We start from the raw sequence: 12,707 nt of genomic DNA, 5'->3' as shown, positions 1-12,707 counted from the left end.
ACGATCCCCACGCTGCTCGGCGCAGCCGCAGTGTCCTGCTTCATAGCACGATCCCCACACTGAAATGCAGGCGCCACTTGCGCAGTTCCTCGCCGCGGGCGAGGTCGACGCGCAGCGGACCGATCGGGCTGCGCCAGCGCAGGCCGAAGCCCCAGCCGACGACGGGCTTGAGCGAGCCCCAGTGGTCGGCGGCCTGGCCGACATCGACGAAGCTGGCCCCCCATAAGCTGGGCATGCGCGCGCTGATCGGGCGGGCGATCTCGATGCTGCCGGTGGCCATGACGCGGCCGCCGACGGTCTCGCCGTTCTCCATGGGGCCGAGGCTGCGGTAGGCGTAGCCGCGCACCGACTCGTCGCCACCGGCGCGGAACAGCAGCCGGTCGGGGATCGCGACCGCGTCGCGCGCCACCAGCTGGCCCAGCTCCAGCCGCGCATTGGCGAACCAGCGGCGTTCGGCGAAGGGGCGGTACCAGCCGAGCTTGAGCTGGTAGCGGCCGAAGGCGCCGTTCTGCGCGTCGGAGCTGCCGGCCTGGCCCACGCCCAGCAGCAGGGTGGCGGTGTGGCCCTCGGTGGGCAGCAGCAGGCTGTCGACGCGGCGCCGGATGCGCTGGGTGTTGATGGAGACGGCGCCGGCATTGAAGCTGTGGGTGGACAGGCTCTCGTGCGAGCGCAGCAGCTCCAGATAGTCCAGGCGTTCGTCGCGCGCGGTCTCGCGCAGGCGGCCCAGGCGCGCCACCAGGCTGGTGATGGTGGGGCCGGTGCTGCGGTCCTCCTCCAGCGCCAGCGAGGCCAGGTTGCGGCGCATGTCGGTCTGCGGGTGCGAGGTCAGCTCCAGCGAGACGGAGCGCAGGTCGCGGCCGAAGTCGAGCTTGCTGAGGCTGCGCAGCGGCAGGCCGAAGGGCTTGCGGTGCAGATGCTCCAGCGTGATGCGCTGGCCGGTGTTGGCGTTGTAGCCGACGCCGGTGGTGGCCTGCTGCAGCGGCGCCTCGCGCACGCGCACCAGCACCGGCGTGGCGGCGGCCTGGTTGGCATCGGGCTGGATGTCGACGCTGGCGCCGTCGAACAGCTGGGTCTTCAGCAGGCGCTCCTGGAAATCCAGCAGCGCGCGCTCGCTATAGGGCTGGCCGCTGGCGAAATCGCTGACGCGCCGCACCACCTCCTCGTCGTGGTGTTGCAGGCCCTCGATCTTCAGTTCGCCGAGGCGGAACAGCGGGCCGCTATCGAGCAGCAGCTCCAGCTCGGCCTCGTTGCGCTCGGCCTGCACGCGCGCCGCGGTGAGGGCCCAGCGCGCCAGCGGATAGCCGCCGGCGCGGGCGCGCGCCAGGGTCTCGGTCTTGGCCGCCGCCCAGTCGGACTGGCGGAAGGCCTTGCCGGGCTGCAGTGCCCAGCCATGCTGGAGCTGCTGGCGCAGCGCCTCGGCCAGGCGCTGCGCATCCTCGCCCTCGGGCTCCTGCAGGGCGCCGGTGAAGCCCAGGTCGAGCCGGCCGATGAGCGCGCGTGGGCCGGGGGTCACCGCCAGGTGCACGCGCTCCAGCCCGTCCTCGCGCGGCGCGGGCCGGCTCAGCGTCAGCACCGGGTTGAAGTAGCCCTCGGTCTCCAGCAACGCGCCGGCCTGGGCCGGGGCGGCGGCGGCGAGCCGGTCCAGTTCGACCTTGCTGAGGCGCTCGTGCTCGCCCACGCGCTGGAAGCGCGCCAGGTCCAGGTGCTGCAGCAGCAGGGCGCGCAGCGGGTCCGGCGCCTCCACCTCCAGCGCGAAGGCGATGCGCTGCTGGGCGCCGTCGTCGCTGCCGCTGGTGGCGCTGGCGACGGCCGCCGCTGCCGGCTCCTCCCGCGCGTCGCCGAACAGGCCGCCCAGGCTGGCGCAGGCCGACAGCAGCAGGCTGGACAGCAGGCAGACCGAGAGGGTGAGCAGGCGCGTCGCCGGTAACTTCATTTGCTGAGCAGGCGCATCGCCCCTTCCAGCCCCTGCAGCGAGAGCGGGAACATGCGCTGATGCATCAGCTGCTGGACCAGGGCGATGCTCTGGCGGTACTGCCAGACGCCTTGCGGCTCGGGGTTGATCCAGGCGTACTTGGGGAAGGCATGGGTGAGGCGCTGCAGCCATTCGGCGCCGGCCTCATCGTTGTTGTATTCGACGCTGCCGCCCGGCTGCAGGATCTCGTAGGGGCTCATCGTCGCGTCGCCGACGAAGATCAGCTTGTAGTCCTTGTTGTACTTGCGGATCACGTCCCAGGTCGGGAACTTCTCGCTGAAGCGGCGGCGGTTGTTCTTCCACATGAAGTCGTAGACGCAGTTGTGGAAGTAATAGAACTCGAGGTGCTTGAACTCGCTCTTGACGGCGGAGAACAGCTCCTCGACGCGGTGCACATGCTCGTCCATCGTGCCGCCGACATCCATCAGCAGCAGCACCTTCACCTTGTTGTGGCGCTCGGGGATCATGCGGATGTCCAGCATGCCGGCATTGGCCGCGGTCTTGTGGATCGTGTCGTCCAGGTCCAGCTCGAGATCGGAGCCCTCGCGCGCGAAACGGCGCAGGCGGCGCAGCGCGACCTTGATGTTGCGCGTGCCCAGTTCCAGCTGGTCGTCGTAGTCCTTGTAGGCGCGCTGGTCCCAGACCTTCACGGCACTCTTGTTGCGGCCCGCGCCGCCGATGCGCACGCCCTGCGGGTTGTAGCCGCTGTTGCCGAAGGGGCTGGTGCCGCCGGTGCCGATCCAGCGGTTGCCGCCCTCGTGGCGCTCCTTCTGTTCCTCGAGACGCTGTTTCAGCGTCTGCATCAGCTCGTCCCAGCCCATCTTCTCGACGGCCGCCTTCTGCTCGGGCGTCAGCTCCAGCTCCAGGTGCTGGCGCAGCCATTCCAGCGGCAGCTCCTTGGCCAGGTCGGCGGTGAGCATCTCCACGCCCTTGAAATAGGCACCGAAGGCGCGGTCGAACTTGTCGAACTGCGCTTCGTCCTTGACCAGGGTGGTGCGGGCCAGGAAGTAGAAGTCGTCGACCTTGGCCACGCCGTCCTGGCCGATGACGCCGACCTTCAGCGCTTCCAGCAGGGTCAGGAACTCCTTGACCGAGACCGGCAGCTTGGCCGCGCGCAGCGTGTAGAAAAACTGGATCAACATCGCTCGGATTTGAGGCTGGGGACCCGATCCATTATGGCCCCGAGTTCCCCCTCGCTCAGCGCCGGCGCCGGCGCGCGATCCAGCCGATGCAGCCCAGGCCCGCCAGCAGCATCGCGTAGCTGGCCGGCTCGGGCACCGGCAGGGTCACGACGCCGTAGAGATCGGGGTTGCTGGAGCGCACCTGCCAGCCCTGGGCGCTCATCGCGTTCCAGTCGTTGGCATCGAAGAAGCTGCGTTCGCCGTCGAAGCTGGCATACATGGCATCGCCGCTGTTGCCGCTGTGCTGCAGGCCGAACATATGGCCCATCTCGTGCATCACGACGCTGGCGAAGTCCACGTCCTTCCTCACGTAGTAGCCGTCACCCAGGCTGCCCCCGGCGTCGCCGGCAGCAGGATCGCCGGCACCGCCTCGGCGCTGCGGATGTCATCGTCCAGATCCCAGCGCCGCTCGAAGCCGCCATAGCCGGGCAGTCCGTCCGTGGTGTCGAAGATCAGTTGGCCGCCCCAGCCGGCGTTGAAGAAGCCGTTGTTCGCGCGGTTGACGCGGTAGGGCTTGGCCGTGCCGACCCAGGCCAGGCCCAGCGTGCTGTCGGGCAGGTCGGTGGCGCCGACATAGACGAGCAGGGTATCGGCGGCGATGTCCTGGCGCGGGGCGACGAGCGCCGTGCCGGGGATGTAGTTGGGCAGCCCGCCCGTGTGGTCCATGGCCATGCCGGGGCTGCTGACATTGACCTTGCTGAGTGCCGCCAGCGAGTTGCCGAGGTTGTTCTCGAAGATCGAGGCCACCTGCTCCAGCACCGCGCGCTTGTCGGCATCGAAGAAGTGCTGCGCGTCCTGGCTGTAGTCGAAGACGATGTCGAGGGCGTGGGACGGGACAGCACACAGCGCGAGGGCTGCGGCGCCGAGGGTCTTGGCGGCTTGCATGATGACGGGGTTCCCGGGCGGCAAGCTTGTTCTTGTGGGCCGCCTGCCGAGGCGCAGGCGGCCGCGCATTCTGCCCCGCCGCCGGGAGCCGGGCGCCCCGGGGTGCGGGGTCAGGCCTTGCCGGCCTTGCTCTTGGCGCCCGGCTTGGCGGCCGGATCGTGCTTCTTCAGCCAGTCGAAGAACTCGCCGTACCAGAGCTTGCTGTTGCGCGGCTTCAGGATCCAGTGGTTCTCGTCGGGGAACCACAGCAGGCGCGCATCGACGCCCTTGGCCTTCAAGGTGTTGTAGTAGGCCAGGCCCTGGGCGTCGGGCACGCGGTAGTCGAGCTGGCCGTGGATCACCAGCGTGGGCGTGCTCATGTTCTTGGCAAAGGCATGCGGGCTCTGCGACGCGACCTTGGCCGGATCGTCCCAGTACCAGGCGCCCAGCTCCTTGGCATGCCAGGTGTAGGCGTCGTCGGCGAACATGGCCTGCCAGTCGAAGCAGCCGGCGTGGCAGACATAGGCCTGGTAGCGGCCCGGCGCCACATGGCCGTTCATCCAGGCGACCATGTAGCCGCCATAGCTGCCGCCGGTGGCGAAGATGCGCTTGCGGTCGGCCCAGGGCTTCTGAAGCAGCCAGTCGGTGCCGGCCTCGATGTCCTGCAGCTCCAGCTCGCCCCAACGCTGGGTGATGGAGTCGAGGAACTGGTAGCCGAAGCTGGACGAGCCGTGGTAGTTGACGCAGGCCACCACATAGCCCTGCGCGGCAAAGGTCTGGGCGTTCCAGCGGAAATGCCAGGCGTCGCCGAAGGCGGTGTGCGGGCCGCCGTGGATCAGGTGCATCACCGGGTACTTTTTCTTCGCATTGAAGCCGGGTGGGTAGACAAGCCACATCTGCACCTCGTCGCCCTGCGCGCCCCGGTAGAACACCTGCTCGTGGCGGCCGAAGGCGTAGTCGGCCAGCAGCTTGTCGTTGAAGGACTCGATGCGGCGCGAACGACCCTCGCTGCCTTCGCCCTCGGCCAGCAGCAGCGACAGGCGCGGCGGATGCTGGACGCCGTCGTGCTGCACGACGATGGTGCCGGCCTCCAGCGCGAAGGCGGTGGTGTGGCCGCCCTCGAACAGCTTGAAGGCCTCGCAGGTCTTGACGTCGAAGCGCCACAGATGGCGGCGCCCCTGCTGCTCGGCGCAGAAGATCACGCCCAGGTCGTCCTCGTCCCAGCGCAGCGGCGCGGCCACTTCATGGTCCCAATGCTCGGACAGCACGGCCCAATGCCCATGCTGGTCCAGCACCGCCAACTGCGCCGGCATCGTGTGCCTCTTGCCCTGGTTGCTGGCCAGGAAGGCCAGGTGCTGGCCGGCATGGCTGTAGCGCGGCGCCTGGAAGTCCCAGTCCTGGTCCCGCAGCAGGGTCTGGACCTTGCCGTTGCGCACGTCGATCTCGGCCAGCGCGAAGCAATGGTCCAGGCGCTTCTCGGCCTGCGGATCGAAGGCGAAGACGATGCGCTTGCCGTCCGGCGAGATGTCGAAGCTGTTGGCGTCCGGGTCCGCGCGGGTCAGCTCGAAGTCCGTGCCCTCGAACAGGTCGCGCACCTTGCCGCTGGCGACATCGAGCACATGCAGGTGGGCGACACGGCCCATCGGGATGTGGTGGTCCCAGTAGCGGTAGACCGCCTCGCTGGTGACATAGCCGCTTTCCTTGCGCTCCTTGAATTCCTTCCAGGCCTTGGCCTGCGCGGCGCTGCCCTTCAGCCCGGGCCAGACCCAGGAGATGAAGGCGATGCGCTTGCCATCGGGAAACCACTTGAAGGCCTCGACGCCGGTGGCGACGCTGGCCACGCGCCGGGCCTCGCCGCCGTCGGGCGCGATCACATAGAGCTGGGCCTCCTCGTCCTTGCCGCCTTCCTGCTCGCGGCGGGCGATGAAGGCGATCTGGTCGCCCTTGGGGCTCCACTGCGCCTGGCCGTCCTTGTCCCCCGCGTTGGTCAGCGCGCGCGGCGCGCCGCCCAGCGTGGAGAGCAGCCAGAGCTGGGTCCGGCTCTTGTTCGTCTCCATCGAGTAGCGGCTCAGCGAGGCCACCGCCTGGGCGCCGTCCGGCGACAGGCTGGGCGCGCCGATCCGCTCGATCTGCCAGAGGGCGTCGACGTCGAAGTTCTTTTTCTTGCTCATGGTCGATGTGAAGGGCTCAGCGGGGACGCTCGAGCTGCCATTGGAGATGGGTCTTGACGGTGGGCCATTCGGCCGCGGTGATGCTGTAGACGGCGGTGTCGCGCAAGGTGCCGTCGGCGGCGCGCAGATGCGCGCGCAGCATGCCGTCCAGCTGCGCGCCCAGGCGCTCGATGGCGCGCCGGCTGGCCTGGTTCAGGCGGTGGGTGCGGAACTCGACGGCGATGCAGGAGAGTGTCTCGAAGGCATGCCGCAGCAGCATCAGCTTGCACTCGGTGTTCAGCGGGCTGCGCTGCACGCGCGCCGCATACCAGGTGGAGCCGATCTCGACGCGCCGGTTGGCGTTGTCGATGTTCATGAAGGTAGTCATGCCGGCGATGCGGCCTTCGGCATCGAACACCGTGAAGGGCAGCATGCTGGCCTTGTCCTGCAGGTCCAGCCGGCGCCGGATCTCGGCGGCCATCGCGTCGGGATGCGGCACCGAGGTGTACCAGAGCCGCCAGAGCTCGCCGTCGCGCGTGGCGTCCTGCAGCCCGGCCTCGTGCGCGGGGGACAGCGGTTCCAGCCGCGCATGGCGGCCGGTCAGGGTGAGGGGGGTGCAGAGGGGTTTGAGGCTCATCGCAGAATCAGTTTGCGCGCCAGCCAGCGGCCCAGGCCGCAGCCGGCGAGGATGAAGAGCAGGCCGATCAGCTGCGGCGTCTGCCAATTGCTCGAACCGATGAAGTCGAAGTCCAGCCAGCGGCCGAACTGCCAGCCGGCCAGCGCGCCCAGCACGAAGCCCAGCGCGTCGGCCAGGCCCTGCTTGTAGGTGGGGCCGCCGCTCATCGGTTGCGGCTCTGCATGAACACCAGCTTCTCGAACAGGGTCAGGTCTTGTTCGTTCTTCAGCAGGGCGCCCACCAGCGGCGGGATCGCGACCCCATTGCCGTTGCCGTCGGCGCTCTGCAGCGCCCCGGTCGGGATGTCCTCGGCCAGCAGCAGCTTGAGCCAGTCCAGCAGCTCGCTGGTGGAGGGCTTCTTCTTCAGGCCCGGCAGGTTGCGCACCTCGAAGAAGGTCTTCATCGCGGCGCCCAGCAGTTCCTGCTTCAGGCCGGGGAAGTGCACGTCGACGATCTGCTGCATCGTGGTGGCGTCGGGGAACTTGATGAAGTGGAAGAAGCAGCGGCGCAGGAAGGCGTCGGGCAGCTCCTTCTCGTTGTTGGAGGTGATGAAGACCAGCGGGCGGTGCTTGGCGCGAATGGTCTGGCGCGTCTCGTAGCAGTAGAACTCCATGCGGTCGAGTTCGCGCAGCAAATCGTTGGGGAACTCGATGTCGGCCTTGTCGATCTCGTCGATCAAGAGGGCCACCGGCTGGTCGGCCTCGAAGGCCTGCCACAGCACGCCCTTGACGATGTAGTTGTGGATGTCCCGGACCTTCTCGTCGCCAAGCTGCGAGTCGCGCAGCCGGCTCACCGCGTCGTATTCGTACAGGCCCTGCTGCGCCTTGGTGGTGCTCTTCACATGCCATTGCAGCAGCGGCAGGTCGAGCGACTGGGCCACTTCCTCGGCCAGCATGGTCTTGCCGGTGCCGGGCTCGCCCTTGACCAGCAGGGGGCGCTTGAGCGTGATGGCGGCGTTGACCGCCAGCATCAGATCGGCGGTGGCGACGTACTGCTGCGAGCCTTGAAACTTCATGGGGTGTCGGGTGTTGCTGAGGTGCTGCGGGCCAGTATAGGGCCCGCCCGGGCGCCGCAAGGGCGGCCCCTATAATGCGCGCCGGCATCAGATTCAGACCCGTACAACACAAGTTCTTGGGGACCATGAAAAAACTTCTGCTGAAGATCTCGCTAGTTCTGTCCGCCATCGCGGGTGTCGCCCTGCCGGCACAGGCCCAGGATGTGGCCGCCGGGCAGAAGAAGGTGGCCATGTGCATCGGCTGCCACGGCATCCCGGGCTACCAGGCCAGCTTCCCCGAAGTGCACAAGGTGCCGATGATCTCGGGTCAGAACGCCAAGTACATCGCCAGTGCGCTGAACGCCTATGCCAAGGGCGAGCGCAAGCACCCGACGATGCGCGGCATCGCGCTGAGCCTGTCCGAGCAGGACGTCGCCGATGTGTCGGCCTACTACGAACAGCATGGCAAGGCCGCGTCCGCGCCCGAGTCGGTGCCGCAGGCCCCGGCCGATGTGGCCGCGCTGCTGGCCAAGGGCGCCTGCATCTCCTGTCATGGCGCCAACTTCAGCAAGCCCATCGACGGTGCCTATCCGAAGATTGGCGGTCAGCATGCCGACTACCTCTATGCGACGCTGAAGTCCTATCAGACCGAGGGTAATCCCGTGGTTGGCCGCGGCAACGCCATCATGGTGGGCCAGGTCAAGCAGTTCAGCCACGCCGAGCTGAAGGCCATGGCCAAGTACATCGCCTCGCTGCCGGGCGAGCTCCACACCGTGCCGCAATCGCGCCTGCGCTGAGCGCTGCCATTGCAAGTTCCGCATGACGGCCGCCTTCCCGCGAGGGAAGGCGGCCATTTTTTCCTTCCTGCGCCCCCATGGCCCGTGGCATCGCACCGCCACTGGACGCGGCTGCGCTGAGCGCAGCGGCGCTCGGTGCAAGCCCCATCAGGTGAATCCCCGGGAAGCCGCCCGGCCTGCGCTTCCCTACACTCGCGCCACCACCACAGTCCGGCGTTGGGAGCGATGTGATGATGAAGCAGCTGTTCGTTGTCGGCCTGGTCGCGGCCGTTTGTGGCCTGCAGGCCCAGACCCTGCGCTGGGCCAGCCAGGGCGACCCGCAGACCATGGACCCGCATTCGCAGAACGAGAGCATGACCAATATGGTCAACGGCCAGGTCTACGAGCGGCTGACTAAGCGCGACCGCAACCTCGCCATCGTGCCGGGTCTTGCCACCGAATGGAGCCAGCCCTCGCCGCTGGTCTGGCGCTTCAAGCTGCGCCCCGGCGTCAAGTTCCACGACGGCTCGCCCTTCGGCGCCGACGATGTGGTGTTCTCGATCAACCGTGCCAAGGAGCAGACCTCGCAGGTCGCGGTCTATGCCGCCGCGGTGGGCACGCCGAGGAAGATCGACGACCTGACGGTCGAATTCCAGCTGCAGAGCTTCAACCCGATCTTCCTGCAGCACCTGGACACCTTGTGGATCATGAGCAAGGGCTGGAGCGAGCAGCACAAGGTGACCCGCCCGCTGGACTTCAAGAACAAGGAGGAGTCCTACACCAGCCTGAACGCCAACGGCACCGGCCCCTACATGCTGGTGTCGCGCGCGCCCGGCGTGAAGACCGTCTACAAGCGCAACCCCAACTGGTGGGGCAAGTTCGACGGCAATGTGCAGGAGATCGTGCTGACGCCGATCGGCAACGATGCGACGCGCCTGGCCGCGCTGGTCTCGGGCGAGATCGACTTCGTGCTCGACCCGGCGCCGCGCGACGTGCCGCGCCTGCGCAATACCCAGGGGGTCAAGGTGATCGACGGGCCGGAGAACCGGCTGGTGATGATCGGCATGGACCAGGCGCGCGACAAGCTGCTCTACGGCAATGTGCCCGGCCCGAACGGTGAACGGAATCCCTTCAAGGACCAGCGCGTGCGCCGCGCCCTCTACCAGGCGATCGACGTCGAGACCATGCGCACGAAGCTGATGAACGGCCTGTCGCTGCCCACCGGCGGGCTGACGCCGTCGCCGCTGGGCTCCTACAACGACCCGGCGATCGAGACGCGCTACCCCTTCGACGTGGCCGCGGCCCGCAAGCTGATGGCCGACGCCGGCTTTGCCGACGGCTTCGAGGTGACGCTGGACTGCCCCAACAACCGCTACATCAACGACGAGGAAATCTGCCTGGCGCTGGCCACCATGTGGGCGCAGCTGAAGGTCAAGGTCAAGGTCAACGCGATGCCGCGCGTCACCTTCTTCCCCAAGGTGGAGAAGCTCGACACCAGCATGTACCTGTACGGCTGGGGCGGCGCCATCACCGACGCCGAGACCATGATGACCCCGGTGCTGCGCAACCGCGGCGAGAAGGGCGTGGGCTTCTACAACTACGGCAACTTCAGGAACGACAAGTTCGACGCGCTGGCCGCGCAGAGCAGCGTGGAGGCCGATCCGAAGAAGCGCGAGCAACTGATCAGGGCCGCGCTGGCCGAGGTCAAGGAGCAGGTCAACGTGATCCCGCTGCACCGCCAGATGATCCCCTGGGCCGCGCGCAGCAATGTCAGCGTCGTACACCGCGCCGACAACTGGTTCGAGGTGGGCTGGGTGACGATCGCCAAGTGAGCGGGCGCGGCGGAGGGCCGTCATCTGCGAGAAGCCCCCGCTGGTCCAAGCCGGCAGCGGCCGGACAGCGCCTCCGGATCCATCGATCGGTGCCAGGTCTTGTCTAGAGCCGCCCGGGCTCCAGGCTCATCTGGCGGAAACCACCGCGGCCACCACGATCAGCCCAAGCGCCAGATTGAGCGCGACGAGCCGGCGGATGCGATCGAGGACCTGGGCCGCCGCCGGCCAGGCCGACGCCTTGCAGTGGGCCCGCAGCCTCGGGAAGAGGACGAGATACACATGGCCGAAGACGGCGGCCATGACCAGGCCAAGCGCAAACATGGCGTGCCAGCCGATCGGCGCGGCCGCGAATCCCAGCGGCAGCAGCATGCTCAGCCCAGACCCCAGGATCAGCACCACGGCAACGGCCATACAGGGCAGGAAGCGGGCGAGGGCGGCCGACCAGAGCGGCAGCCGCTGGGGCGGTTGCAGGGTCTCGGCGGCGGCCGGGCGGAGGCAGAAGTAGGCGAAGAACATGCCGCCCAGCCAGCCGCTTACGCAGAACCATGCAGGTAACCCAAACTTTCGTGCGGCCTGGCAGACCGACCGACGCACTCAGAGCCAGATAGCAGCAGCTGCCTCGCGTGGGGGTGTACGGCAAATGCCCGGGACAACCGAAGCTCAGATCGAGCCTGGCCTCAAGGTCGCGCGGAAGACCTCGTACATCAGCGCAACCGCTTCCTTCGCGTCGGCCTCCATGACCGTCACAGGGTGTTCATCCAGCCGCCTGTAGCGAGCTCCCAGCGTATCTTTGTGACCCGGTGGCTTGAGGTGGGCGAAGGGGTTTCGAACCAACCTCAGCCGTTCTGTCCGATCCAGCATGCTCTCGGGCAGGATTTGCTTCGTTCGTGAGGTCATTACCATGCCAGCGAGCTTGTCGCCGTAGCTGGCAAGCTTCAAGTCGACCAGGCACTCGGCGATGGATTGCTCGACCACCGCAATCGCTAGCACCATGGCGGCGACGAAGTGGCCCGCGACGAATGAGCTGCGCGCTTCGTGGAGCATTTGCAGCGTCTCGGTGGGCCCCGCAATGAGTTCTGGCAGGGCGTCGTGCGAGCTGAGCCAAACGATGCGGTCAACCCGGTCGGCAAGGGTCCGCTCGTCATAGCCCCTCAAGGCGAGTGTGACCTGGTTCAATAGATCGTCGTCTGCTTGCATAACCTATTTTCGCTGGAGCCCTGCCGTAGAGGTAGTTCGGCCGCCACAGCGTTAGGCCCGGCCAGATGTACATGAAGACCATGCACAGGATCACGATCAGCATATAGGGCATCATGCCGGCGAAGATCTGGTTCAAGGTCACATGCGGCGGCGACACGCCCTTCAGGTAGAAAGCCGACATCGCCACCGGAGGCGACAGGAAAGCCGCCTGCAGGTTGACGAACACCAGCACGCCCCACAGCATCGGGTCGATCTGGAAATGCGTCAGCAGCGGCAGGAAGATCGGCACGAAGATCACGATGATCTCGGTCCATTCGAGCGGCCAGCCGCCGCCCAAGCTCTATCTCTTGACGAGCGATGCGCCGTGACAAGCCCAACGAGTGCGCCGAATTGATTGGAGGCACTCTTCCTCGGATGTGTAAAGCGTAGCTGAGCGCGCCAACTGGCAGCCATCTGCCGCCTCGAGTTCCCAGTACCAAGTGGCTTGGCTTGGGTTGCGAATGATGAAAAGCATGATCAAAAAGCCTATGCGGAGTCCTCGGATTCCCTTAGGCATCGACCGATATCGCGGTTTATAGTCGCGCTACGGGAGCGTGAAAGACGCAGTCGGACGTGCCCCGGGGCTCACTGTCGTGTGCCTGCCTAGGCCTCCTGTCCGCTCGTGCCCTGAGAAAGTTTGGGCGGATAGCGAGGCCTTAGCTTTGCTCGGGTTCGGCTACAGCAGGCAGCTTGCCGAACCCAGATCAATGGTCTTCATCGTGCTTCGACATAGTCATGTCGACCTTTAACGTCAGATCTTGGATAAGCTAGATTGGGTACAAGCGAAATTATCGCTAGCGGTTCGGGGACTTCAAGCACCACCGATAGCGTTCAACCCCTGTTGACTTAGAGGCAGGTTCTCGGCTACAGGGGATCGAACCCGCAAGTCAATCAGATCCGCTGGCACCATGGCTCGGGGCTCAGTTCTTGGGGCAGGCGCATGCCAAACTAAGAGCGGCTAACAGAACTCCGGCAATGCGCGAGCGCAAATGACGCAGCACGCCAGGCTCAGGAGTGCAACGTGAG

At 66.9% G+C, this 12,707-nt stretch carries 11 protein-coding genes and 3 pseudogenes; 2 read left to right on the top strand and 12 right to left on the bottom strand.

Annotated elements, in window-relative coordinates:
• Positions 1–40: 40 nt before the first annotated feature.
• From AC07OQ_RS10075 to AC07OQ_RS10035, 9 genes and pseudogenes are all read right to left on the bottom strand, one after another.
• The gene (locus AC07OQ_RS10075) at positions 41–1,933 is read right to left on the bottom strand and encodes an autotransporter assembly complex protein TamA (RefSeq protein WP_495052984.1); all 1,893 of its coding nucleotides are present in this window, start codon (positions 1,931–1,933) and stop codon (positions 41–43) included.
• The gene (locus tag AC07OQ_RS10070) at positions 1,930–3,114 is read right to left on the bottom strand and encodes a vWA domain-containing protein (protein ID WP_495052983.1); all 1,185 of its coding nucleotides are present in this window, start codon (positions 3,112–3,114) and stop codon (positions 1,930–1,932) included. The genes AC07OQ_RS10075 and AC07OQ_RS10070 overlap by 4 nt, the downstream gene beginning before the upstream one ends.
• Before the next feature lie 55 nt (positions 3,115–3,169).
• Positions 3,170–3,262: pseudogene (locus AC07OQ_RS10065) on the bottom strand (PEPxxWA-CTERM sorting domain-containing protein); the annotation flags it as partial.
• A gap of 66 nt (positions 3,263–3,328) precedes the next feature.
• A pseudogene (locus AC07OQ_RS10060) lies at positions 3,329–3,451 on the bottom strand (matrixin family metalloprotease); the annotation flags it as partial.
• A gap of 8 nt (positions 3,452–3,459) precedes the next feature.
• Complete coding sequence (locus AC07OQ_RS10055; RefSeq protein ID WP_495052982.1) at positions 3,460–4,038, bottom strand: hypothetical protein; 579 nt, start codon at positions 4,036–4,038, stop codon at positions 3,460–3,462.
• A gap of 110 nt (positions 4,039–4,148) precedes the next feature.
• Entirely contained in the window at positions 4,149–6,188 is a 2,040-nt protein-coding gene (locus AC07OQ_RS10050) for a S9 family peptidase (protein WP_495052981.1), read from the bottom strand.
• 16 nt (positions 6,189–6,204) lie between these two features.
• Positions 6,205–6,804: a GNAT family N-acetyltransferase gene (locus tag AC07OQ_RS10045; RefSeq protein WP_495052980.1), complete on the bottom strand. Its 600-nt coding sequence runs from the start codon at positions 6,802–6,804 to the stop codon at positions 6,205–6,207.
• Positions 6,801–7,010 (bottom strand): hypothetical protein, encoded by a 210-nt coding sequence (locus tag AC07OQ_RS10040; RefSeq protein WP_495052979.1) that lies wholly within the window; start codon positions 7,008–7,010, stop codon positions 6,801–6,803. Before AC07OQ_RS10040 ends, AC07OQ_RS10045 begins: the two co-directional genes overlap by 4 nt.
• The gene (locus AC07OQ_RS10035) at positions 7,007–7,858 is read right to left on the bottom strand and encodes an AAA family ATPase (RefSeq protein ID WP_495052978.1); all 852 of its coding nucleotides are present in this window, start codon (positions 7,856–7,858) and stop codon (positions 7,007–7,009) included. Before AC07OQ_RS10035 ends, AC07OQ_RS10040 begins: the two co-directional genes overlap by 4 nt.
• Positions 7,859–7,983: 125 nt before the next feature.
• On the opposite strand from AC07OQ_RS10035, the gene AC07OQ_RS10030 reads away from it, so the two are divergent.
• Together AC07OQ_RS10030 and AC07OQ_RS10025 are read left to right on the top strand one after the other, a co-directional pair.
• Positions 7,984–8,634: a c-type cytochrome gene (locus AC07OQ_RS10030; RefSeq protein ID WP_495052977.1), complete on the top strand. Its 651-nt coding sequence runs from the start codon at positions 7,984–7,986 to the stop codon at positions 8,632–8,634.
• Positions 8,635–8,864: 230 nt separating this feature from the next.
• Entirely contained in the window at positions 8,865–10,445 is a 1,581-nt protein-coding gene (locus AC07OQ_RS10025) for an ABC transporter substrate-binding protein (protein ID WP_495052976.1), read from the top strand.
• A 126-nt stretch (positions 10,446–10,571) separates the two neighbouring features.
• Here the strand turns inward: AC07OQ_RS10025 and AC07OQ_RS10020 are convergent, their stop codons facing one another.
• The 3 genes and pseudogenes from AC07OQ_RS10020 to AC07OQ_RS10010 form a co-directional block, all read right to left on the bottom strand.
• Complete coding sequence (locus tag AC07OQ_RS10020) at positions 10,572–10,961, bottom strand: CopD family protein (RefSeq protein WP_495052975.1); 390 nt, start codon at positions 10,959–10,961, stop codon at positions 10,572–10,574.
• A 144-nt stretch (positions 10,962–11,105) separates the two neighbouring features.
• A complete protein-coding gene (locus AC07OQ_RS10015) occupies positions 11,106–11,642 on the bottom strand; it encodes a hypothetical protein (protein WP_495052974.1) in 537 nt (178 codons plus the stop codon).
• Positions 11,643–11,664: 22 nt separating this feature from the next.
• A pseudogene (locus AC07OQ_RS10010) lies at positions 11,665–11,970 on the bottom strand (TRAP transporter large permease subunit); the annotation flags it as partial.
• Between the last annotated feature and the right edge of the window lie 737 nt (positions 11,971–12,707).

It is taken from the genome of Roseateles sp. GW821-FHT09B06, assembly GCF_059418245.1.
This window is presented reverse-complemented; position numbering and strand designations above follow the sequence as displayed.